The sequence below is a fragment of the Streptomyces sp. NPDC012510 genome (assembly GCF_042955065.1).
Classification (GTDB): domain Bacteria; phylum Actinomycetota; class Actinomycetes; order Streptomycetales; family Streptomycetaceae; genus Streptomyces.
Map to the genome: position 1 here is coordinate 202,297 of NZ_JBIBEN010000004.1, position 22,645 is coordinate 224,941.

Below are 22,645 nucleotides of genomic sequence, written 5' to 3' on the forward strand. Positions count from 1 at the left end.
CGACGGACGCCGTAACGGTTCAGCCGGCGCTCTGTTCCTCGGCCAGGATGCGGTCCAGCGCCTCGTCGAGGAGCGTGTCGAAGTCGGCGAGGGAACGCTCCTGCCCCAGGGGCACGAGCTTGTCCGTACGGTCCAGGAAGGCCACCAGCGGCGCCGTGCCGACCCGGAACATCGCCTGGTCGGTGCCCACCTGAAGCCGGATCAGGACCTCACCGAACGACTCCGGGTCCGCGGGCGCGATATGGACGTCCCCGTCACCGCACGGCCGTCCGACCCCGTCGATGAGCAGCTCCCGCCCGAAGGCCCAGGTCACCGGAGCGTCGCCGGGCAGGTGGAAGGTCAGCCGCACAGCGTAGGGATCACAGGTCTCGTAACGCAGCTCCACCGGGATGCGGAAGGAGAGCTCCTCCGAGACGAGGAAGCTCATCATGACCTCTGCCTGTACCGACTCGCGCATCGCCTACCCCGCCGTGTTCGTCGACTGGCCAGGAATCATCCGCCTGACACCCCTGGAAGTTTGCTGAAAGTACACGAGAGATCACAAGGAGTGATTTTTCAGATGCTGATAGAGATCGCGAGTGTCCCTAGTACCTTTCCGATCTCGGTCTGCAACTGATGGGCCGCCGGCAGCAGCCGGTCGGCCTGGTGCGAGGGCAGCGAGATGGCGAGGGTCCCGGCAGTGGTCCCCACCGTGATCGGGATGGCCGCACAGGCCGTCCCCAGGGCGTACTCCTGCCGCTCGACGACCGGTTCCATCCGTCCGATCCGATCGAGGCGCCGTAGCAGCGTCTCGTTGTCACGGACCGTGTACGGGGTGATCGACTGCACCGGATAGCGGTCCAGATGGTCGCGGCGTGCTTCGTCGCTCAGTTGGGACAGCAGGCACTGCCCGATGGCGTGTGCGTGGCCGGTCTCCCGAAAGTCGGCCCACTCCTCCACCGCCGGCGCGCTCGGGCTGTCGGCGACGCACATGACCTCGATCTCGCCGTCCCGGTAGATCGCGAAGTAGACGGGTGCGCCGAGGGCGTCCCGCCAGTGCGCCAGAACCTCGCCCACGGTGCTGCGACGTTTCTGCTGCGCTCCGCTGCTGCTCAGCCGCTCGGCCGCCTCGCCGAGGAAGAACAGTCCCTTCTCCCTGTGGAGGTAGCCCTCGTGCACCAGCGTGCGCAGCAGGTGGTACGCCGTCGGCAGGGCGAGTCCGGCATCCCGCGCCAGCTGTTTGGCGGGCGCTCCGTGTTCCCGCTCGGCAACGGCCTCCAGCAGCCGCATGGCCCGCTGTACGGAGCCGATCAGCGTGCCGGAGCCGGCCTCCGACCCGGGCGGCGACGCCGGTGACGGGATCCGCGCTCCTCTTCCCGGCGCATGTCCCTGAGCCGGCACGGGACGGACGAGCCCCTGTGTCTGTGCCCGGGGCGGCGATGCCGTCGGCCGCGTCTGAGCGTCGGGCGGCTCGGCGCATCGCCCGTTCTCCTCGCCCGGCGAGGTCCGTGGCTGCACGGGGGGCGCCGGGGACTTCGAGGGCGTCCTGCGTGGCGGTGGAGGCGAGGCCTGGGTCTCGGCGGTTCTGGCACGGGACTGCTCGGGGGCTGTCGGGGTCGATCGAGGTCCTGGCTGGGTGGGGGGAGCGGCGCTCTGGGTCGACCTGGAGCGAGGCCGGGCGGGTGGGGAGAGTGGTTCTGCGGGTGCGGTGTCAGCCGTGGCCAAGGGTCACTCCCGAAGCGCGAGGAGGGCCGCCCGTGCGGGGGACACGGGAGGGGGATGTGCCGCCCGCGGGGCCGAGCCCGCGACGAGTGCCCGGACTCTAGCCGCCTGTCACCGCTCGCAGACGGCCCCGCCGGGAAACTTCCCTCTGGCGAGGGAACCTCACGTTCCTTTTACCGTCGTGGCCTGACCTGCCCTCACCCACACGCGCCTCAGGTGTTGCGCGGTGCTGACGCCTCACCAGTCGCCGCGCGACGAGGAGCCGGCGGTGAACTTCCTGACGACGTAGATCAGTCCGCCGACCAGCGCCACGAAGACCAGCACCTTGAAGAGCAGGCCCACCACGAACTGGACGACGCTGACTATCAGCCCTCCGAACACCAGCAGGGCGATGACCGGCACCGCGATCCATTTCACCCACCACGGCATCCCCGCGAAGATCTCCCGCATCGCCCTTGCTCCTTGTGTCTCCACCCGTCGCCCCGCCATCGAGGCACTGCTTCCGGGCCACTACTGCTGTCCTGACATCGATGCTAGGGCCGCGAAGGGGCCGTCCGGGGGTTTCGTACCCCTTGTCCGTCCCTGATCGTTCCCCTAGGGAACGCGGAGGCGGACCTCACCCCTCCGGCGGAGAGAACACCACCACGACCCTCAGGTCCTCGGTGATGTGGTGGAACTTGTGGGCGACCCCGGCTGGCACGTACACGACACTGCCGCGCGCCACCTGGGTGGTCTCCAGGCCGATCGTGAGCGAGGCGCGACCGCTCACGACGAGGTACACCTCGTCCTGGCTGTGCGGCTTCTGCGGATCGAAGTCGCCGGCGTCCAGCGCGTACAGCCCGACCGACATGTTCCGCTCGCGTAGGAACTGCAGGTAGGCACCGTCATTGGCGGCGCGCTCCGCCTCCAGTTCATCCAACCGGAATGCCTTCATCGACTTAGTCGCCCCTGCCCAGTGCTCGTACCGATCGCTTCTGCCACGATCAGACACATGATGAATTTCCTAGTCAAGACGATCGCCAACGCGGGCGCGCTGGCAGTCGCCGTATGGCTGCTCGACAAGATCACACTGACCGGCGACAGCACGGGCAAGGAGGTCGGCACCCTGCTGCTGGTCGCCCTCGTCTTCGGCCTGGTGAACGCGGTGGTCAAGCCGCTGGTGAAGCTGCTCACCCTTCCGTTGTTCATACTGACGCTCGGCCTGTTCACCCTGGTCGTGAACGCCCTGATGCTGCTGCTCACCTCATGGCTGGCCGACGTGCTCAACCTGAGCTTCCACGTGGAGGGCTTCTGGACCGCCGTGCTGGGCGGCCTGATCATCTCGATCGTCTCCTGGGCGCTCTCCCTCGTCCTGCCCGACGGGGACTGAGGGTCCGATGACCTACCGAGTCTGCTTCGTCTGCACCGGCAACATCTGCCGCTCCCCGATGGCCGAGTCGGTCTTCCGCGCCCGCCTGGCGGAGGCCGGGTTCGACGGGCTGGTCGAGGTCGACAGCGCCGGCACCGGCGGGTGGCACGAGGGCGACGCCGCCGATCCGCGCACCGTCTCCGTTCTGGAGGCGAACGGCTATGACGGCATGCACACGGCCCGGCAGTTCCAGGTCTCCTGGTTCTCCCGGCTCGACCTCGTGATCGCCCTCGACGAGGGCCACCTCAAGGCCCTGCGACGCCTTGCCCCGACCCCGACGGACGCCGACAAGATACGGCTCCTGCGCTCCTACGACCCCGCCGCAGGCGACGACCTGGACGTTCCGGACCCGTATTACGGGGGCATGGAAGGCTTCGAGGAGTGCCTGGAGCTCGTGGAGGCGGCGAGCCCCGGTCTGCTGGACGCCGTACGCCAGAAGGTGGAGGAACGGGCCGCATGAGCACGGAGAACCTCGCCGCGGGCCCCGGTGACGGTACCCGCGCGGTGCGGGCCGGGCTCCCCGAACCCGTCAAGCACGAGCCGACCCTGCCGGGGCCGGTCTTCGCCGCCCACTACCACCTGCCGGGCGAGCCCACCGGCCCGTACGCCTACGGACGGGACCAGAACCCCACCTGGACCCTGCTGGAAAGGGCCATCGGCGAACTGGAGTCCCCTGGGCAGGACGACGCCGAGGCGATCACCTTCTCCTCCGGGATGGCCGCCATCTCGGCCGTCCTCTTCTCACAGCTACGCACCGGCGACGTCCTGGTGCTGCCGAGCGACGGGTACAACGTACTGCCCCTCGCGGGCGAGCAGTTGCGTTCGTACGGCATCGAGGTACGCAGCGCGCCGACGAGCGGTGATGCCCAGCTCGACGCCCTCGACGGCGCCAAACTGCTCTGGCTGGAGACACCGTCGAATCCGGGGCTCGACGTGTGCGACGTACGACGGCTCAGCGAGGCGGCACGCGCACGAGGCTGTCTCGTAGCCGTCGACAACACCCTGGCGACTCCGCTCGGGCAGCGGCCGCTGGGCCTGGGTGCCGACTTCGCCGTGGCCAGCGGCACCAAGCAGCTCACGGGGCACGGCGACATTCTTCTCGGTTACGTCGTCGGACGCGACGCCTCACTGATGGAGCGTGTACGAGGCTGGCGCAAGATCGTCGGGGCGATCCCGGGTCCGATGGAGGCATGGCTCGCCCACCGCTCGCTCGCCACGCTCCAGCTTCGCGTCGACCGACAGAATGCCAACGCCCTGGCCGTGGCCGAGGCGCTTCAGGGGCACCCCGAGGTGACCGGGCTGCGCTACCCGGGGCTGCCCGACGACCCTTCGCACAAGATCGCCTCGCAGCAGATGCGTCGCTACGGGTGCGTGGTGTCGTTCGCGTTGCCCACGCGTGCGCGAGCCGACCGCTTTCTCGACGCGCTGCGTCTGGTGGACGACGCCACGAGCTTCGGCGGGGTGCGGTCCACCGCTGAGCGGCGCGGTCGGTGGGGCGGCGACGCCGTTCCGGAGGGCTTCATCCGGTTCTCGGCCGGCGCGGAGGACACCGACGACCTGGTGGCGGACGTACTACGGGCGCTCGCCGTTACCGCCGGCTGATACTCGACTACGCACAACGGACGGTCCGAGCCTCCCCCCTCGTGGCTCGGACCGTCCCCGGTTCCACGCGCGAAGAACCGCGCGACCAAGGCTAGTTGACTCTGTGTCAGTGTCCAATCACGGTAGCGACAGGGACCTATCGACTTATTTATAGTGGGGCGCTCCAGGATGGCGAGGGGAGGGGCGGCGATGGATCTGGCCTTACTGCGAACCTTCGTGACCGTGCACCGGGCCGGTTCCTTCACCCGCGCCGCCGCACTGCTCGGTCTTTCGCAGCCGGCCGTCACCTCGCAGATACGCACCCTCGAACGGCAACTGGGCCGCCCTCTCTTCCTGCGGCAGGCCCGGGGAGTGACCCCGACGACCATCGGCGACGAGCTCGCCCACAAGGCGGCGCCGCACCTGGACGCGCTGGTGGAGATCGCCGAAACCGGTGTCGACGACGATTCCTCCTCACGGACGCTGCATCTCGCCGGTCATCCTGAGTTCACGGCCGAGCGAGCCCTGCCCGCCCTCACCGAGCTGACCGGGGACGACGGTCGGCACGTGGCACTGCGGGTCTCCTTCGGGAACGCCGACGAGACGCTGGAGGGTCTCGCCGCAGGACACCACGACCTGGCCATCACCACCGCCCAGCCGCGTGGTGGTCTGCTCACCGCGACTCCTTTGTGCGACGAGGAGCACGTCCTGGTCGCCGCCCCGCGCTGGGCCCATCGGATCGGCCCCGGCGGTCTGCGCCACAAGGGTGCGCACGCCCTGGAGCACCTTCCGGTCGTCGAGGTACACGAGTCAATGCCGTTCATCGCTCGCTACTGGGCATCGGTCTTCGACTCCCGGCCCGCCGCCTCCGGCACCGTGGTCGTCCCCGACCTGCGCGCGGTCCTCGCCTGTGCCGTTTCGGGCGCCGGCCTGGCCGTACTGCCCCGTTACCTGTGCGCCTCCGCCCTGGAACGCGGTGACCTCGTCGCGCTTGTCGACCCGGCGGTGCCTCCGTTGCGAACGTACTTCCTGGTGGTCCGTACCGGCACGCTGGCCATGCCGCACATCGCCCGAGCGCACGAGTGGCTGCTGAGGGCCGCTGTGGAGTGGTCCTGAGCCTTCTTCGCTCCGGCGATGTTTCACGTGGAACATGCAGGGCCACATTTCTCCCATGACCGTACGACCCGTGGTCAAGCGCACCGCCCGTGCCATCCTGCTCGACGGCGACGACCTGATCCTCATCAAGCGGACCAAGCCGGGCGTCGATCCCTACTGGCTCACACCGGGCGGCGGGGTCGAGCCGGAGGACACGACGGTGGTCGACGCGCTCCACCGCGAAGTACACGAGGAACTCGGCGCGAAGATCACTGATGTGGTGCCCTGTTTCGTGGACACCGTCGAACACATCGGCGAGGACGGCGGCGCCACCGGTGTGAAGGTCCAGCACTTCTTCGTCTGCCGTCTGGAGTCCATGGACCCCTCCAAGCGGCACGGCCCTGAGGTGGAGGAGCCTCTGGGCGAGTACGAGATCGTGCGCATCCCCTTCACCCGGGTGGGCATCGCCTCCGTACACCTCGTCCCGCTCTCCCTGCGGCACTATCTCGACGGCAACATCGAGGGAGTACGGGCGATGCACGCACCCGACCTGGGCTGACATCGCCGGTTGTCGCTCAGCACGACTTCGGCGGTCAGTCTCCGGCGGCCACCAGTTCCTCCACCGAGTCGTGGCGTATGCGCGCCGTCGGGATGCCGGCGCCCTTCAAGGCGTCCACGCCGCTGCGGATCATGCCGGGCGGGCCCGAGAGGTAGGCGTCGTACTCGTTCCAGGGCCCGTGGTCACGAATGGCGTCAGGCAGCTGGAGCAGTCCGTGCCGGTCCACGACCGGGCGGACCTCGAGCCACGAATTGCTCTGCTGCAGCCGGAGCAGCGTGTCGAGATCGTAGAGGTCCTGACCGGTGCGGGCTCCGTAGAAGACCTCGACCGGGCGGTGCCGTCCGTGTTCGGCGACGTCCTCGACGATGGCCTTGATGGGAGCGATACCGGTGCCGCCGCCCAGGCAGAGCAGCCCGCCGGCACTGGTGTGGTCCACGGTCATCGAACCGGCCGGTGGGCCCAGGCGCAGCACATCGCCGGGTCGGGCACGGTGCACGAGAGCGTTGGAGACCCAGCCCGCCGTGATCGCCTTCACATGGAACGACAACAGTCCGTCCGAGCGGGGCGCCGAAGCGAACGAGTAGTGCCGCCAGATCCGCGGCCACCAGGGAGTCTCCAGGCTCGTGTACTGCCCGGCGAGAAAGGGATAGGGCTGATTCGGACGGACGGTGAGGACCGCTATGTCCGGGGTTCTCAGCTCGTGCGAGACGATCTCGGCGAGCCACCAGGGAGGGGAGCGCAGTTCATCGGCGGCCGCCGCGTCGATCATCACCTGGGAGATCGTCGTGTACGCCCGGACCCAGGCCGCCTCGGTCTCGTCGTCCCAGCTCGACTTGGCATACCTGCTCAGCGCGCCGATCAGGCACTCGCCGACGGCCGGGTAGTGCTCGGCCTGGGTGCCGTACTTGCGGTGACCGCGACCGAGGTTCTGCAGGTAGTCGACCAGGACGGGTGTGTTGTCGATGTGCTCGGCCGCGGTCAGCAGCGCCTTGAGCAGGCGGTCGCGTTGGGCGTCCATCGCCGGGGGGAACATCGAGCGCAGTTCGGGGTGCTGGACGAAGAGCAGCGCGTAGAAGTACGAGGTGACCTTGTCGGCGACGGGCCCTATATCGGCCATCGTCCGCCGGATGAGGACCGCGTCGGGAGAGGCGGCGGCCGCGCCGTCGACGTGTTGGACGGGCATACGGGCGTCGAAGACGGACTGCTCCGAGCCGGGTTCTGCCGCCGTCGGGCCGGGCTGGGGGCGGGGTGGGGCGCTGGGAGGAGGGTCCGCAGGGGTCTGTATTCGCTGCCTCGCGGCGCTGTCCTGGTTCTGCCGCGGCTCGTCCGACGCCTTCTGGGGCCGGCCCATGGGCCGCAGGGCGGCGAGGCGGTTGCCCTCGGGCTCCTTGTCGCCGCCGGGGGACGACGGAGAAGTGCGCGGCGTGAACCAGCCGCTTCCGTCGCTGTCACCCGAAGTACCGTTGCCGGCCGACGTGGTGGTCGGAGCGTCCATGGTCTGCCTCGCCTCAAGCGTCATTCGGTCGATCTGCGCGCTTCCCCACTCGGAAGTCGCGCGCTTTCCCCCGCGGACGGCCTTGCTTTTCCCGTTCGTTCCCCCTCGACCAACGCGGCCACATTCAACCCGGGTTCCCGCTCCGTACGGACAAGTAGGTGGGAGTGTGACGTGAACCGCACTCACGGCAGCGTTCCACAGCGCACGGGCGTCCCACCTCGTAACGGTAAACGCAGGTCCTCGATCTCCCTGTCCGGTTAGGCTGCATTGAGCTGTGTTCGCGCCCCCGCCATGAGACGACTGCATCTCGCTTCGGACACGAACCGGACTCGACCCTACCGGCAGGCGGGCCACACACAAGTACCCCCTGGCCATACCGCAAATTCAATGGGGGCGAATCATCAATTCCTGCGATTACCGGGCGTGGCGCACCAACTCATAGGCATCCCACAGATCCCGCCCCGTGTACGCGTGAGTGGCGAGCCCCATCAGATGCCGGTCGGCATTCACGGCGACCGAGATCGGTACCGTACCGAAGAGTTCCGCATCGGAGAGGGAGTCGCCGTATGCGACGCAATCGGCGCGGGTCAATCCGAACTCCGTGCAGAGCCGGTCCGCTATCTCCACCTTTGCCGTCGGCGTGAGGATCCCAGCCGGATCGACGGGCTCGGTTAAGGGCACACAGGGGAAACGCGAACCGTATGCCGCGTGTACACCCCACGTCGTGAGGCGCTCGACGAAGAACGAGGGCGAGAGCGAGATGACGGCGCAGTACTCCCCTCGGTCCCGGATCTCGGCCCACGTGACCCGAATGCGCCGTAGCCATGGCGCTCCTTCGAAGGCCGCGTCGACGTGGCTCTCTGTGAGCCCGGACCACAGTTCACGGACGTGCTGTGCGTAGCCACGCGAGTCGATGCGCCGTGCCACGAAGGCCCGTTCGAGCGTGGTTATCTCCTGGTCCAGGCCGAGCTGCCGCGAGATCTCCACTGGGACCGCCGTACCGTGCAGCAGCATCCCGTCCAAGTCGAACAGGTGCAGTCGCGTCATGCGAGCCGAGACTATCGCGCCTGCCCGCCTATGCCTGGAGACGGCTGTTTCACGTGAAACATCTGTCCACGCGATGCGCGGTTGTGCACGAGCCGGCCAAAGAACGTACGTCCGACCGCAAACCGGTGGACGGCAAGGGCTCGTGTCGGACAGCCTGACCCGCGTGCCGACACCTTTCCCTGCCTCCCTGCCCATCCGCCGTCTGACGCCTCGCGATCGCACCGCCTGCGCCGATCTTTCCGAGGATCGGGGCTGGCCTCGTGAGGAGCACAAGTGGGGGCTGCTCCTCGCGGCCGGGACGGGGTACGGAGTCGACGATCCTGAGGGCGGGCTCGTCACCGCCTGCGTGGTGACCGAGTACGGCCCGGCCGACCGCCCCGATCTGGCGGCGATCGGCATGGTCCTGGTGGCCGAGCGGCACGCGCGCCAGGGCGTGGGTCGGCGCCTGATGCGCCACGTCCTCTCGGAGATGGGCGCGACCCCGCTGACCCTGCACGCCACTCCGTACGGACGTCCGCTCTACGAGGAGCTGGGCTTCAAGACCGCCGGGCGGGCGGAGATGGTCCGCGGGCACCTCACGCCCGGACATGATCCCGCCGTCCTGACCCGCCCCGCCACGGCAGAGGACCTCACCAGCATCCTCCGACTCGACGATGACGTCTTCGGCACGGACCGCACCCACATCCTCACCCGGCTCCCCGCCTTCGCCGACCAACTACGCGTGGCCGAGGAGAACGACCGGATCACCGGATACGCGGCCGCCTGGCCCAACATGGACACTCATGTCGTCGGCCCGCTGATCGCCCGTGACACCCAGACGGCCAAGGCGCTCATCGCCTCTCTGGCCGCACACACCGATCGACCCTTGCGTACCGACATCGACGTACGCCATGCGGAACTGCTGACGTGGGCGAAGGAACGCGGCCTGGCATCCATCGCCTTCAACTCGGTGATGACGTACGGAACTCCTGAGCTTCCGGGCGACTGGACCCGGCGGTTCGCCCCCCTGACAGTGGCGGCCACCTGAGGCTCAGGACCGGCAGATCCGGACCGCCTTGAGCGATCAGCGGTGGACGGCCGTCTCGGGTCTTTCAGCGGTGGACGGCCGCCCGCTCCTCGGCCTCGACCGCTCCCGCGACGACGGTGCCGACGACGCTCGTCGCGCACCCCCTGGCTGTCGATGCGAGGGCCAGCGCAAGGGCATTTGGTTGAAGGCCCCGATCTTCATGGCCTGGGCCGCGGAGGACGAGGAGCCAGGTGACGGAGGAGCCGTCGAGGCCGGCCACGTGAACCGATGACGCCGCCCTGCGCGAAGCCCTGGACAAGGCGGCGAAGAACCCCGGACTGCCCCCCACACACAGACATCCGCGTCGTGGAGTCGCTGAACGCCCCCGCGTAGGGTGCGGGCATGGGAGACCTTTACATTCGCCCGGCGACCGAGGAAGACCTCCCGGCGATCGTCGCGATGCTGGCCGACGACCCTTTGGGGGCTCAGCGCGAGTCGCCGCAGGATTTGGCCCCGTACCTCACCGCTCTGGAGCGCCTCAGCGGCGATCCGAACCAGCACCTGGCGGTTGCCGTCCGTGAAGGCCGTGTCGTCGGCACGCTGCAGCTGACGATCATCCCGGGGCTCTCCAGGCGCGGCTCCACCCGCTCGGTCATCGAAGGTGTACGCGTCCACGCCGATGAGCGCGGCAGCGGTCTCGGCACACAGCTCGTCGAGTGGGCGATCGACGCATCACGGCGGCAGGGCTGCCAGTTGGTGCAGCTGACCTCCGACGCCACGCGCACCGACGCCCACCGCTTCTATGAACGGCTCGGCTTCGAGGCCACCCACGTGGGCTTCAAACTGCCGCTCTGAAAAACGGCCCCCATGACACGGGTGGGGCCCTGTTTCACGTGAAACATCGCGTGAGCGCCCCTTCCTCGCCAGAACGACGCCTACACCATCCCCCGCCATCCCTCGGGATCAACTCCACCCGGCACCGGAGCCCCCTCCTCGTACGGCTGACGCGTGAACACGAACGATCCGAGGTCCAGGTGACTCACGCTCCCGTCGGGCCTTCGTACGGCACGTAGGAGCTCGCCGGCGAAGTATCCGTTGAGCCCAGTCCAGCCCCCGTCCTCGTTGCGTCGAAAACGAGCGCTGCGCAGAGTGGCGGAGAGTGGCTCCAGCGAGACACCACCGTCGGCGACCAGCCGCAACACGAAGCAGTACGTCCCCCAGTACCAAGGCCCTGCCAACTCCAGAACCGACCGGTTCACTTCGGGCAGCGGACGCCATGGCTCGGGGATCCGGGGCTCCGCCTCCGCCACGATGCGCACGAGGTCGGCGGCCACGTCCGAGACCACTGGCCCGGAGGTGCAGTTGGTCAGCACAACGGCTGCCACGTCGTCCTCGACGCTGATGGTGAGCTGTGCGAGGAAGCCCGGGACCGAACCTCCGTGGCCGACGAGGAATCGGCCGTCCCGGTGCTGTAGCTGCATCCCGAGCCCATAGGACACACCGGCCGACACATCGGCGGCCTCCCCCGGCGCGGCCGGCGTCCGCATCTCCAGGACGGACTCCGCGCTGAGCACCCGGTCGTTCCCCTTGGTCAGGAAGGCCGCGAAACTCGCCAAGTCAGCTGCCGTGGACCAGAGTTGACCCGCCGGGCCCATTCGTCCCAGGTCCTCCACCTGCTCCGGCAACATCACATCGGCCCAGGGATGCACCGCCCAGCCACCGGCGTGTGGTGCCTCCGGGTTCCATGTCGTGCGGTGCAGACCGAGCGGTTCGAGCACCTCACGGCGCAGGACGTCCTCCCAAGGAGCATCCCGCAACTGTTCGACGAGTGCGCCGAGCAGGGTGAAACCCGGGTTGGAGTAGTGGAAGCGGCGACCGACGGGATGGCGGTGGGGCTGCTCGCCGAGCACGTCGGCGAGTTCCGGGCGCAGGGAACCCGCGGTGCGTTCCCACCACGGTGACGGTGACTCGGCCGCCAGTCCGCCCGTGTGGGCGAGCAGTTCGGCGATGGTCGCCTCCCCCGCGCCGGTGCCCGGCAGATGCTTCTCCAACGGGTCGCCGAGGTCCAGTCGGCCCTCGTCCCGCAGCCGCAGGACCAGAACGGCGGTGAAGGTCTTGGTGATCGAACCGATCCGGTACTGGACGTTCGAGTCGGGCGCGTGCCCCTCCACCGAGGATCGCGCCCCGTCCCACACAGTCTCGCCGCCCCGGACCACCGCCGCGACCAGCGACGGCGTCCGCCCCTCGGCCTGAGCGACGGCGATACGGTGCAGCAGGGCCCGGCAGGTGGTGGGGAGCAGCTCTTCCTGAGGTGTTGTCATGCGCCCAGTTCATCGGGCCCGGCATGGCCCGTCGAGCGCATTCCTGTAGGGTCTCGAATTCTGTGTCACGGCCCACCGCTCTGACCTGGTGCTTCTCACGGTGTCTCACGCTGGGTGACATGGCTTCCGTCTCACGGACGTGTCATTTCCTCGGGCGTCGGCCACGGTCCCCCGGCCCGACGCCCTTTGCAGATCCACTCCAACGACGTTTTCACCCCAGTGCGAGCCACCGGATGCCCAGGCGGTCGACGTCAAGCGCTTCTTCCCTTGTGATCGGCTCGCGTCCGGTCGCCTTGCGCAGGAAGAGAAGCTGCCCCCAGCCCAGCTTCTCCAGTGCCGCCACGCCATCCGGGTCGAGCAGAAGATCCTGCACCAGATCTGCGGCCTGGGAAGTCAGCCACGGCTCGCGTCCCAAGGCGTCGGCCAGATCCAAGCCATGCAGGGCAACCTCAACCACTCGCGTCAGCAGGAACTCCGACAGGAGCATCGGATCACCATGCCTGGTGCAAACCACACGCCCTTCCGGCTCAGCCCGGCATAGTCGGTCCACACGCTGCCAAGTGGCTTTGAAATCCTCGACGAGCGCGGTGCCACTCAGTTGCTCGGCCGCATGAGCCTGGGCCAGAGAGATCCGAGCCGCGTTGGTTTCCGGAGCGAATCGGTCGTCGGGCCGGTAGTACTCCGCTGCCGAGACCTCGGCACGGGTCGGCGCCGGTGCGGTCAGCATGTTGGGAAGCCAGGCAATCACCACGCGAACATGCGCCAGCAAGTCGCATACTTTCCACGGTTCACACCGCGTCGGCAGACGCCACTCAGCCTCCGAAACCTCGGTCATCGCCCGCGCGAGTTGCCCAGCTTCAAGACCAAACGCTTCAACTACCCGATCCCGGGTCATGCCGAATCCAGCTCCTTGGGCCCGTAGTGGGCGGCATCCGCTCCTGTCATCAAGGCCCAGTAACGGTCTCCGTATGACCAGTGCCACCACTCTGTGGGGTAGTTGACCAGGCCAGCAGCAGTAAGCGCGATGCCCAGGATGTCTCGATTGGAGCGGGCCTCGTCGCTGATGTTGTCGGCCTGCATGTAACAGGCGCCCGCGCTCTCCTCAGGAGTCGCGTTCATGCGGGTGCCCATGTCAAGTTCACGGCCGTCGGCGTCTGCGAGCGTCAAGTCAACGGCTGCGCCGGCGCTGTGGGGTGCGATCTCAGGCGGGGACACGTAGCGGCTGGCTGCCGAACGTACCTGCTCAACGGACCAGTCCGGGTGATCGGCCCGCAGTTGATCTCCGTACTCGTCGAAGTAGTGACGTTGCAGGGACGGCAGGCGATACCCCTCGACGAACAACAACCGTAATCCTTGAGGCAGCTGTGCCTGGGCCTTAAGGAGTCGATCGAGCACTCCTTGCCGCAGGTAGGCGAAGGCGCCTGCGGCCTGCCACTTTCGCTCATCGACCAGCAGAGAGTTGTCCCGTCGCACATCGACGAGCCGTTCACCACACTCGCGAACAGGCACGGCTGTGACTCTCGCGTCGGACATCAAGACGATCTCAGTCATGACGCGATCATCTCGTGACCTTGTGCCTCCATGGCTCTCTTCCCGTCACTCGCCGAGGAAGGACTCTCGGCGAGTGACTGCCCGTCTTGTTGCGGCCGTCAGTCTGGGTCGGTGAGACGCTTGGTGGCCGCTGCCACCTTCCTGCCAAAGGGAGTGGGCCGCATCCTGCGGCCCCGTTCAGCACGTTCGATCAGGGGTCGACCCAGGTCCCTTTCGAGCCGGTTGATCTGGGTTGTCGGTGTCGATTGGTGCATGCCGAGCGCTCGGGCGGCTTCGGCGACGGTGGGGTAGGGCAGGGCGGAAGCGAAGCGTTCGAGTTGCTGCAGGGCATTTGTGCTGGTCAGGGCGTCACACGGGATGGCGGGGGCATATGCGGCCTACTCGGGGCTGCGGAGGGCGGTGGGGTGGCTGGCTCCGCCGCGAGAGCGGAGATGGAGTGAAGCGCTCTTCCGGCACGGTTTGCCGGGCTTGTTGCCGGATGCGGCCGGTGGCTCTGGCGGCGTGCTTCGTCAGCGGGGGTGCGGGGGCTGGGTGTTCGTCGAGGACATGCCGGATGGCCTCGACGGTCGTGCCTCGGACCTGGGCGGCGTGCTGAACGGGGTGCTGACGTTCTCGGACGATCTGGTGCAGGCGCGGTAGGGCGATGCGCCGGGTCGGGTCCGGGAAGAGAGAGGCCCGCCAGCAAGGTGGTGGGAGGCTGCCAGGTCACGGGCTCGTCGTGGATGTGGTGCGAGGCGAGGAATTCGAGGGCTTCCTGCTGGAGGGCGTGTGCGAGTTCGGGGGTCTGAAGCGCGGTGAAGTGCAAGGACGTAGCCCGGAACCTTGCGCTGTCGAGCCCACTCAGGTCGTCGGGGGCAGACTCGGCAGGCAGGCCGCTGAGACGTCGGAAGAGCTGGCTGCGGGCGATGCGTTCGCGCCGGCCGGTCTCCGGCGGTGCTCCGGCGGCGTTCCGGTGCGGTGGCAGATCTCCAGCCAGCGGCCATGGGAAGCAGGCCGGTGTAGTCCAGGAGTCGGCGCCGGCCGTAGTCGATGGGGGTGCCGTTGGCGTCGAGGTGGTCGGCGAGCCGGTCCAGGGCGGTGACGATGTCCGGCCATTGCGGAAGGTCGTCGAGTTCCTGGAGGAGGTGAGATCTCGATGCCGTCGGTGACGTCGCCGACCAGCCCGGCGGCCTGCTCCAAGGAGGTGCGGCTGTCCGGGATCAGCAGCAGGGCTGCGAGGACGGAGGCCAGGGCCCGTGCTCAGGACGCGGATGCCCAGGGCCCGGATATCGGCCGGCGCTGCCGGTGCCGACTGAGGGACAGCCCGGTAGGGGCCGAAGGCAGCCATCGGCCCGTCGATGATCTCCATCACCCGGTCCTGCGCCATGAGAACCGGATGGCCAGGAGGCAGGAGAAGCGTCGCAGCACGGGTCAGATCGGTGCCGCAGCCAGCCGTAACCGGGCCGCCAGAGCGGATCGGCGGATTGCCCCAGAGTTCAGGACGAGGGACGGACCGGCCTGAACCGGGGCGCTGCCGCGGAACCCGGCCGCAGTGCGGGCAGCGGTCCGCCAGCAGTCGGCGGTGCCGGGTGCAGGCGAAGGAGAAACCGAGCCTCCAGGACAACTGCCAGCGCCCACCGCTGGAGTGGAGGCAGTCCGGGCAGAACCGGGATCCCCGGCACGTCCCCAAAGGACATGCCGTGACACAGCCCGGCCTCCGGCACTCATCTGCAGGGCCCGTCCGTCGTAGTGCGCCAGGGTCAGGGCGGTGACCGCCTCCGGGGCCGTCCCGGTGGCGTGGGCGACGGCAGCAGTCAACCGCTCGTCAGAAGATCGTCCAGTCCGTCGGGATGCCCCGGAACTGGTTTCCGGCCCGCTGCCGGACCGGGAAACCGAAGGGCAGCAGGACATCACCGAGTGTGGTGTCCACCCGCCTGGCTGTCGCCTCCAGCCAGGAGTCCAGTGCCTGCGTTCCGCGTAATTCGGGGGCTCTGGAGTCCCTACCGGGCTGGAGGTGCAGGTCAGTGGGCTGGAGGCTGGTGACGCGGGCAGATTCACCTAGAGACGCGATTCTGCGGATTCGCCTGCGCTGACCTGGAGTTGCTCCGTAGGGTCTGGAGTCGTGTATGTGAAGACGACGAAGCGGGAGAACAAGTCCGGCACGGTCCGGTACCTGCACCTGGCCCACAACGAGTGGGATCCGGTGAAGGGCCGGGCGGTCCCGAAGGTCCTGTTCACGTTCGGCCGTGAGGACGACCTCGACCGGGACGCGGTGAGGCGCCTGGTCGCGTCTCTATCGAGGCTGCTGGAGCCGGGTGAGGCACTGGCGTCGACGGCGGCGGGTGACCTGGAGTTCGTCTCGTCGGTCCCGTTCGGCGGCACCTATGTCCTCGATCATCTCTGGCGGCGGCTGAGGATCGACAGGATCGTCGGGCAGGTCGGGCAGCCCAAACGGGGCCGGCGCCGGGACATGTCGATGACCGAGCGGGTGCTGTTCTCCCTGGTTGCGAACCGGGCCCTGGCTCCGTTGTCCAAGCTGGCCGCCGCGGACTGGGTCACGCACGACGTGCATGTCGAGGGCCTGCCGGCCATCGACGACGACGCCTGCTACCGGGCGATGGACTGGCTCCACGAGGTGACCGACGACCTGGAGAAGCGGGTGTTCGACGAGGTCGCGAACCTCCTCAACCTCGAGGTCGACCTGCTGTTCTTCGACACCACCAGCACCTACTTCGAACTGGAGGAGGCCGACGAACCCGTCGCTCGCGACGACAAGGACCGCCTCCTGACGGACGGCCGCCCACCCGCTGAAGAGGACGGCGAGAGCGCGGATCAGGCCGGGTTCCGTACCTTCGGCAAGTCGAAGGACTCCCGCGATGACCTGCCGCAGATCGTGATCGGGATGGCCGTCACGAGGGACGGGATCCCGGTCCGCGTCTGGTCCTGGCCCGGCAACACCGGTGACCAGAAGCTGATCCGGCAGGTCAAGGACGACATGCGGGACTGGACCCTCAGCAAGATCGTGTGGGTTACCGACCGGGGATTCTCCAGCGAACGCAACCGCCGCTACCTCCGCCAGGGCGACAACGCCTACATCGTCGGCGAGAAACTCCGCTCAGGCAGCCCGGAGGTGAAGGCCGCCCTGTCCCGCCAGGGCCGCTATGGCGAGATCGCCCAGAACATGCGGGTCAAGGAGGTGCGGATCTCCGACACCGAACGGTTCGTGATCTGCCACAACCCCGAAGCCGCCACCCGTGACCAGCACATACGCGAACAGCTCGTCTCCCAGCTCACGACCCTGATCGAAGACACCGACAAGCTCAGCGACTTCAAACGTGGCGAACTCCGCGGCAAGATCGCCGACAAGCCCGGCCTCAACCGTTACCTCCGCACCACCCCGTCCGGCAAGCTCCGCATCGACACCGCGAAGATCAAGATCGAGGAGAACCTCGACGGCAAGTACCTGCTGCGATGCTCCGACCCGGACCTGTCCGCCGAGGACATCGCGCTCGGATACAAGCAGCTCCTCGAAGTCGAGCGGGGCTGGCGGGACATGAAGCAGATCATCGACCTGCGGCCCGTCTATCACCGGCTCGAGGAACGCATACGCGCACACGTCGTCCTCTGCTGGCTCGCCCTCCTGCTGATCCGCATCATCGAGACCACCGCCGACGCGACCTGGACGACCGTCCGCCGCGAGCTCGACCGGCTCCACCTCGGTACGTTCACCGGCCCGACCGGCCTGTTCCGCCAGGTCACTGCCCTCACCAAGCCCCAAACCGACCTGCTGGCCAAGCTCGACATCCCCGCACCGAAGCAGATCATCGCGCTCGAACCCGCACCCCGCTGACCAGCACGAACACCAGCGCCTAGAGAAATGCCTCTCAGGCGCCCTCACTCATGTCCGCGCAGGTCAGACCCCAGATTCGTGACTCTAGGACGCTGAATTACGCGGAACGCAGGCAGTGCCTCGCCGGGCATTGGAGGCAGCCGGATCGGAAGGGTGCGGGTCGGCGGTCTCATGCGGCTCGTCGGCCCGGGGTCGCGGGCGGCTGGTCAGCCGCTTCTTCTTCAGGGCGGCCTGAAGTTCGAGGCGGGCTGCCTCGGACGCTTCATCGTTCTTCACCTGGTCCATCAGCTCCTGGTCCAGCCGTTCAGCGCCGGTGCGGACCGCCCGCTGGCAGCCGCGGTTGTTCAGCGTCATCAGCGAACCGATGTGGCCGGTGCTGCGGGCGAAGAGGTAGTCCGACAGGTCGTCCGCGAGCATGCCGGGGTGCTTGTCGGTGAGCACGACGCGCTGTTCGAGGGCCAGCAGCATCTGCCGCCATTCCCGTCGCCCGGCCTCCGCGTCGATGGTGAACGGACGCAGTCCCAGGCGGATGGTGCGGCGGCCGGTCTGGGCCAGAGTCGTGTCGCGCCCGTTCTCCTTGGAAGCGGCGGGCCAGGCATACTGCTCAGCCTCGTCGCCATCATGGCGGCGCACTCTGACCAGGAATTCCGCAGCAATGCCCACGACGTACTCCCACCCAAAGCATGGTCCGTACGACCAGGCTGCCCGCCGTCGAGAGCAGACGCCTGAGCTTGGAGCCAAGCAGCCCGAAAGAGTGACGCGCCGACCCGCTTGTCTCGCGGCCGCTTCACAAGTGCGGCCAATATGAAGCAGATCGTGAGACTGTGCAGCGAAATTTGAGACCCTACGTTCCTCCGGATCAGGTCTGTGCCATGTCCACGAACCGTGAGTAGTGGCCCTGGAAAGCGACCGTGATCGTGGCCGTCGGACCGTTACGGTGCTTGCCCACGATGATGTCGGCCTCACCCGCGCGCGGCGACTCCTTCTCGTACGCGTCCTCGCGATGCAGCAGGATCACCATGTCCGCGTCCTGCTCGATCGATCCCGACTCGCGAAGGTCGGAGACCATGGGTTTCTTGTCCGTACGCTGCTCAGGACCACGGTTGAGTTGGGACAGCGCGATCACCGGCAGCTCCAGCTCCTTGGCCAGCAGCTTGAGGTTTCGCGACATGTCCGAGACTTCCTGCTGGCGGCTCTCGGACCGCTTTCCTCCGGACTGCATGAGCTGGAGATAGTCGATGATGACGAGCTTCAGGTCATTGCGCTGCTTGAGGCGCCGGCACTTGGCACGGATCTCCATCATCGACAGGTTAGGGGAGTCGTCGATGTAGAGCGGCGCGGCCGAGACGTCCGGCATGCGGCGGGCAAGGCGCGTCCAGTCCTCGTCGGTCATCGTGCCGGACCGCATGTGGTGCAGGGCCACGCGTGCCTCGGCTGACAGCAGACGCATCGCGATCTCGTTGCGGCCCATTTCGAGCGAGAAGATCACGCTCGGCATGTTGTGCTTGATCGAACAGGCGCGCGCGAAGTCCAGCGCCAGCGTGGACTTACCCATGGCGGGACGGGCCGCAATGATGATCATCTGGCCCGGGTGCAGACCGTTGGTGAGCTGGTCGAGGTCGGTGAAGCCGGTCGGCACACCGGTCATCTCCCCCGACCGTGAACCGATTGCCTCGATCTCGTCGAGCGCGCCCTCCATGATGTCGCCCAGCGGCAGATAGTCCTCAGTGGTGCGCTGCTCGGTGACCGCGAAAATCTCGGCCTGAGCTCTGTTGACGATCTCATCCACGTCGTCGTCGGCCGCGTATCCCATCTGGGTGATGCGGGTGCCGGCCTCCACCAGGCGGCGCAGGACGGCGCGCTCATGGACGATCTCCGCGTAGTACTCCGCGTTCGCCGCCGTGGGCACGGTCTGGACGAGGGTGTGCAGATAGGAGGCACCGCCGACCTTGGTGATCTCTCCGCGCTTGGTGAGCTCGGCGGCGATGGTGATGGGGTCGGCGGGCTCGCCCTTGGCGTAGACGTCGAGGATCGCCTGGTAGATGGTCTCGTGCGCCGGCTTGTAGAAGTCGGGGCCCTTGAGGATCTCGACCACGTCGGCGATGGCGTCCTTGGACAGCAGCATGCCGCCGAGAACGGACTGCTCGGCGTCGAGGTCCTGTGGTGGCACCCGCTCGAAGGCCGAACCTCCGCCGTCCCACTCCCCGTTGTCCCGGCCCCGGTCGTGCTGCTCGTCCCTGCTCCGGCCACTGTCGGGGCGCCGACGGGAGGAGGGCAGACGATCACTGGGCCCACTGTCGGCCCATGGGTCGTCCAGGGGCTCGGAAATGCTCACCGGGCGACCTCCTCCCGTCCGCCGAGCGGACCTCGCCGTGCCTCTCTTTTCTACGGCACGACACTGACAAATGAGAGGCCCGTCTCCGGTTCTGGCGCGTCGGTTTTGCGAGGTTTCCGTGTTCTGCCAAGGAGCGGGCGCCGCACCACCGTAGGCCCGTCTGCACCGTCAGCCAATCCGGTTATCCACAGGCCATGTGGACGACGGCCCAGATGCTGTGGAGAACCCTGCAAAACCTGTGCACGACTCGGTGGACAGGCCTGTGAACAAGACCTCGCCCAGCCAGGTGCACCCCTATTGAGCTGCGGCTTTACCGTCCACTGGCTGTGCAGAAGAAAAAGTTTCCCGACTGGATCAAGATCGCCACGATCACCGCCCGACAGCATGTCCGATCAAGCGAACTGTAATAGGTGCAGGCGGATTGCATCTCTTACCTGTGGAAGATTAGATTGGTGGTCATGACACAGGCTTCCGCGACCCCCAAGGCCACTCGTCGACGGCACGATCGAGAGATCGTCACGCTGGCAGTTCCGGCCTTCGGCGCACTCGTCGCCGAGCCTCTCTTCCTCATGGTCGACACAGCCATCGTCGGCCACCTCGGTACCGCACAACTCGCCGGGCTCGGCGTCGCCTCGGCCCTCCTCGTCACAGCCGTGAGCGTCTTCGTCTTCCTGGCGTACGCCACCACGGCCGCCGTGGCCCGACGGGTCGGAGCCGGCGATCTGCGTGCCGCCATCCGCCAAGGCATGGACGGCATCTGGCTCTCCCTGCTGCTCGGGGCCGCGGTCGTCACCATCGTCGTCCCTGCGGCACCCAGTCTCGTTGCCCTCTTCGGCGCCTCGGACACGGCCACTCCTTATGCCACGACCTATCTGCGGATCTCGACACTCGGTATCCCGGCCATGCTCGTCGTGCTCGCCGCCATCGGTGTGCTCCGAGGCCTCCAGGACACCAAGACCCCTCTGTACGTAGCCGTAGCCGGCTTCGTCACCAACGGCGCCCTGAACGCAGGCCTTGTCTACGGCGCCGACCTGGGTATCGCCGGATCCGCCTGGGGAACGGTCATCGCCCAGATCGGCATGGCAGTCGCGTACCTCTGGGTCGTCGTCCGCGGTGCGCGCAGGCACGGCGCCTCACTGCGCCCCGACGCCGCTGGCATACGTGCCTCTGCTCAGGCCGGGGTACCTCTGCTGGTCCGTACGCTCTCGCTCCGCGCGATTCTGATGATCGCCACCGCCGTGGCCGCCCGGCTCGGGGACGAGGACATCGCCGCGCACCAGATCATCCTTTCGCTTTGGAGCCTGCTCGCCTTCGCTTTGGACGCGATCGCCATCGCTGGGCAGGCCATCATCGGCCGCTACCTCGGCGCGGGAGACGCACACGGCGCCCGCGAGGCATGTCGCCGCATGGTGCAGTGGGGGATCGCCACAGGTGCCGCACTCGGACTTCTGGTGATCGTCGCCCGCCCTCTGTTCATCCCGCTCTTCACCGGCGACCCGACAGTCCAGGAAGCCGCGCTACCCGCACTCATCGTGGTGGCGCTGGCCCAGCCGATCTCCGGGATCGTCTTCGTGCTCGACGGGGTGCTGATGGGCGCGGGGGACGGTCCTTACCTCGCCCGCGCCATGGTGCTGACCTTGGCGGTCTTCATCCCCGCCGCGCTGCTCGTACCCACCTTCGGTGGCGGTCTGACCGCCCTCTGGGGCGCCATGACGCTGATGATGACGACACGCTTGCTGACACTGTGGTTGCGTTCGCGCTCCGGCCTCTGGCTCGTCACCGGAGCGACGCGCTGATCGCGAGAAGGTTGAATCGCGAGCGCCGCGTTTCACGTGAAACATCGACAGGTCACGCTGTTTCACGTGAAACACCTGCTTGGCAGGCGCCCCTGCCCACACGCCACCGGTCGACGAAGGATCCGGCAACGCATATGGGGCCGCACCCTTCATCGGGTACGGCCCCATATACCGCTTCAGCGAGCGCGACCCTTAGGCCGCGACGACCTCGATGTTGACCTTGGCGGCAACCTCGGGGTGCAGACGCACGGACGTCTCGTGGGCGCCCAGCGTCTTGATCGGAGCGGCCAGCTCGATGCGGCGCTTGTCGACCTCAGGGCCACCGGAAGCCTTGATCGCGGAAGCGATGTCGGCCGGGGTGACGGAACCGAAGAGACGACCGGCGTCGCCGGAGCGGACAGCCAGACGGACCTTGACGGCCTCCAGCTGACCCTTGACCTGGTTGGCCTGCTCGATGGTCTGGATCTCGTGGATCTTGCGAGCGCGACGGATCTGCTCGACGTCCTTCTCGCCGCCCTTGGTCCAACGGATAGCGAACTTCCGCGGGATCAGGTAGTTGCGAGCGTAGCCGTCCTTGACATCGACGACGTCGCCGGCAGCGCCGAGGCCGGAGACCTCGTGGGTGAGGATGATCTTCATTGGTAGGTCACCCTCCCTTAGCGCGCGGTGGACGTGTAGGGCAGCAGCGCCATCTCACGGCTGTTCTTGACGGCCGTGGCGACGTCACGCTGGTGCTGCGTGCAGTTGCCGGTCACGCGGCGGGCACGGATCTTGCCGCGGTCGGAAATGAACTTCCGCAGCATGTTCGTGTCCTTGTAGTCCACGTACGTGACCTTGTCCTTGCAGAATGCGCAGACCTTCTTCTTCGGCTTGCGCACAGGCGGCTTCGCCATGGTGTTTCTCCTGTGTGATCAAGAAGTG

At 67.6% G+C, this 22,645-nt stretch carries 23 protein-coding genes; 9 read left to right on the forward strand and 14 right to left on the reverse strand.

The genetic code is table 11. The features are described from left to right. Positions 1-19: 19 nt before the first annotated feature. The 4 genes from ACFY9I_RS08725 to ACFY9I_RS08740 form a co-directional block, all read right to left on the reverse strand. Positions 20-457 carry an SsgA family sporulation/cell division regulator gene (locus ACFY9I_RS08725; RefSeq protein ID WP_152170141.1) on the reverse strand — a complete coding sequence of 146 codons (438 nt, stop codon included), beginning with the start codon at positions 455-457 and terminating at the stop codon, positions 20-22. 98 nt (positions 458-555) lie between these two features. Next, entirely contained in the window at positions 556-1,293 is a 738-nt protein-coding gene (locus ACFY9I_RS08730; RefSeq protein ID WP_390999153.1) for an IclR family transcriptional regulator C-terminal domain-containing protein, read from the reverse strand. 645 nt (positions 1,294-1,938) lie between these two features. Then, positions 1,939-2,151 carry a DUF5326 family protein gene (locus ACFY9I_RS08735; RefSeq protein ID WP_390998486.1) on the reverse strand — a complete coding sequence of 71 codons (213 nt, stop codon included), beginning with the start codon at positions 2,149-2,151 and terminating at the stop codon, positions 1,939-1,941. Positions 2,152-2,317: 166 nt separating this feature from the next. Continuing rightward, complete coding sequence (locus ACFY9I_RS08740; RefSeq protein ID WP_390998488.1) at positions 2,318-2,635, reverse strand: cupin domain-containing protein; 318 nt, start codon at positions 2,633-2,635, stop codon at positions 2,318-2,320. Between the two features lie 57 nt (positions 2,636-2,692). Here ACFY9I_RS08740 and ACFY9I_RS08745 point away from each other — a divergent pair, with 57 nt between their 5' ends. The 5 genes from ACFY9I_RS08745 to ACFY9I_RS08765 all read left to right on the forward strand — a co-directional run bounded on the left by ACFY9I_RS08745 (position 2,693) and on the right by ACFY9I_RS08765 (position 6,344). After that, complete coding sequence (locus tag ACFY9I_RS08745) at positions 2,693-3,070, forward strand: phage holin family protein (RefSeq protein ID WP_390998490.1); 378 nt, start codon at positions 2,693-2,695, stop codon at positions 3,068-3,070. A gap of 7 nt (positions 3,071-3,077) precedes the next feature. Further along, a complete protein-coding gene (locus ACFY9I_RS08750; protein ID WP_390998493.1) occupies positions 3,078-3,569 on the forward strand; it encodes a low molecular weight protein-tyrosine-phosphatase in 492 nt (163 codons plus the stop codon). Then, on the forward strand, positions 3,566-4,711 hold the full coding sequence (locus tag ACFY9I_RS08755; protein ID WP_390998496.1) for a cystathionine gamma-lyase: 1,146 nt from the start codon (positions 3,566-3,568) through the stop codon (positions 4,709-4,711). Before ACFY9I_RS08750 ends, ACFY9I_RS08755 begins: the two co-directional genes overlap by 4 nt. Before the next feature lie 189 nt (positions 4,712-4,900). Beyond that, positions 4,901-5,806 carry a LysR substrate-binding domain-containing protein gene (locus ACFY9I_RS08760; protein ID WP_390998499.1) on the forward strand — a complete coding sequence of 302 codons (906 nt, stop codon included), beginning with the start codon at positions 4,901-4,903 and terminating at the stop codon, positions 5,804-5,806. Between the two features lie 55 nt (positions 5,807-5,861). Next, entirely contained in the window at positions 5,862-6,344 is a 483-nt protein-coding gene (locus ACFY9I_RS08765) for an NUDIX domain-containing protein (RefSeq protein ID WP_390998501.1), read from the forward strand. Positions 6,345-6,378: 34 nt separating this feature from the next. Here ACFY9I_RS08765 and ACFY9I_RS08770 read toward each other — a convergent pair whose 3' ends face one another. Together ACFY9I_RS08770 and ACFY9I_RS08775 are read right to left on the reverse strand one after the other, a co-directional pair. After that, positions 6,379-7,839: a globin domain-containing protein gene (locus ACFY9I_RS08770; protein ID WP_390998504.1), complete on the reverse strand. Its 1,461-nt coding sequence runs from the start codon at positions 7,837-7,839 to the stop codon at positions 6,379-6,381. Positions 7,840-8,253: 414 nt separating this feature from the next. Further along, a complete protein-coding gene (locus ACFY9I_RS08775) occupies positions 8,254-8,886 on the reverse strand; it encodes a haloacid dehalogenase-like hydrolase (RefSeq protein WP_390998507.1) in 633 nt (210 codons plus the stop codon). Positions 8,887-9,049: 163 nt separating this feature from the next. On the opposite strand from ACFY9I_RS08775, the gene ACFY9I_RS08780 reads away from it, so the two are divergent. Continuing rightward, positions 9,050-9,913, forward strand: coding sequence for a GNAT family N-acetyltransferase (locus tag ACFY9I_RS08780; protein ID WP_390998509.1), 864 nt, complete (start codon positions 9,050-9,052; stop codon positions 9,911-9,913). A gap of 381 nt (positions 9,914-10,294) precedes the next feature. Continuing rightward, positions 10,295-10,747, forward strand: coding sequence for a GNAT family N-acetyltransferase (locus ACFY9I_RS08785; protein ID WP_390998511.1), 453 nt, complete (start codon positions 10,295-10,297; stop codon positions 10,745-10,747). A gap of 80 nt (positions 10,748-10,827) precedes the next feature. Here ACFY9I_RS08785 and ACFY9I_RS08790 read toward each other — a convergent pair whose 3' ends face one another. The 4 genes from ACFY9I_RS08790 to ACFY9I_RS08805 all read right to left on the reverse strand — a co-directional run bounded on the left by ACFY9I_RS08790 (position 10,828) and on the right by ACFY9I_RS08805 (position 14,123). Beyond that, positions 10,828-12,213, reverse strand: a complete 1,386-nt coding sequence (locus ACFY9I_RS08790; protein WP_390998513.1) for a serine hydrolase — start codon at positions 12,211-12,213, stop codon at positions 10,828-10,830. 211 nt (positions 12,214-12,424) lie between these two features. Then, positions 12,425-13,108 (reverse strand): maleylpyruvate isomerase N-terminal domain-containing protein, encoded by a 684-nt coding sequence (locus ACFY9I_RS08795; protein WP_390998515.1) that lies wholly within the window; start codon positions 13,106-13,108, stop codon positions 12,425-12,427. Further along, positions 13,105-13,764 carry a M15 family metallopeptidase gene (locus ACFY9I_RS08800; RefSeq protein WP_390998517.1) on the reverse strand — a complete coding sequence of 220 codons (660 nt, stop codon included), beginning with the start codon at positions 13,762-13,764 and terminating at the stop codon, positions 13,105-13,107. The genes ACFY9I_RS08795 and ACFY9I_RS08800 overlap by 4 nt, the downstream gene beginning before the upstream one ends. 98 nt (positions 13,765-13,862) lie before the next feature. Then, positions 13,863-14,123: a LysR family transcriptional regulator gene (locus ACFY9I_RS08805; protein ID WP_390999154.1), complete on the reverse strand. Its 261-nt coding sequence runs from the start codon at positions 14,121-14,123 to the stop codon at positions 13,863-13,865. A 1,748-nt stretch (positions 14,124-15,871) separates the two neighbouring features. Here ACFY9I_RS08805 and ACFY9I_RS08810 point away from each other — a divergent pair. Then, on the forward strand, positions 15,872-17,593 hold the full coding sequence (locus ACFY9I_RS08810) for an IS1634 family transposase (protein ID WP_390998520.1): 1,722 nt from the start codon (positions 15,872-15,874) through the stop codon (positions 17,591-17,593). 84 nt (positions 17,594-17,677) lie between these two features. Here the strand turns inward: ACFY9I_RS08810 and ACFY9I_RS08815 are convergent, their stop codons facing one another. Continuing rightward, on the reverse strand, positions 17,678-18,256 hold the full coding sequence (locus tag ACFY9I_RS08815; RefSeq protein ID WP_390998522.1) for a hypothetical protein: 579 nt from the start codon (positions 18,254-18,256) through the stop codon (positions 17,678-17,680). A 196-nt stretch (positions 18,257-18,452) separates the two neighbouring features. Beyond that, positions 18,453-19,928 carry a replicative DNA helicase gene (gene dnaB / locus ACFY9I_RS08820; protein WP_390998524.1) on the reverse strand — a complete coding sequence of 492 codons (1,476 nt, stop codon included), beginning with the start codon at positions 19,926-19,928 and terminating at the stop codon, positions 18,453-18,455. A 449-nt stretch (positions 19,929-20,377) separates the two neighbouring features. Here dnaB and ACFY9I_RS08825 point away from each other — a divergent pair, with 449 nt between their 5' ends. Next, on the forward strand, positions 20,378-21,724 hold the full coding sequence (locus tag ACFY9I_RS08825; RefSeq protein ID WP_390998527.1) for an MATE family efflux transporter: 1,347 nt from the start codon (positions 20,378-20,380) through the stop codon (positions 21,722-21,724). A gap of 192 nt (positions 21,725-21,916) precedes the next feature. Here ACFY9I_RS08825 and rplI read toward each other — a convergent pair whose 3' ends face one another. After that, positions 21,917-22,363, reverse strand: a complete 447-nt coding sequence (gene rplI, locus ACFY9I_RS08830) for a 50S ribosomal protein L9 (RefSeq protein ID WP_009336067.1) — start codon at positions 22,361-22,363, stop codon at positions 21,917-21,919. A 17-nt stretch (positions 22,364-22,380) separates the two neighbouring features. Next, a complete protein-coding gene (gene rpsR, locus ACFY9I_RS08835; RefSeq protein WP_003949403.1) occupies positions 22,381-22,617 on the reverse strand; it encodes a 30S ribosomal protein S18 in 237 nt (78 codons plus the stop codon). Positions 22,618-22,645 lie beyond the last annotated feature (28 nt).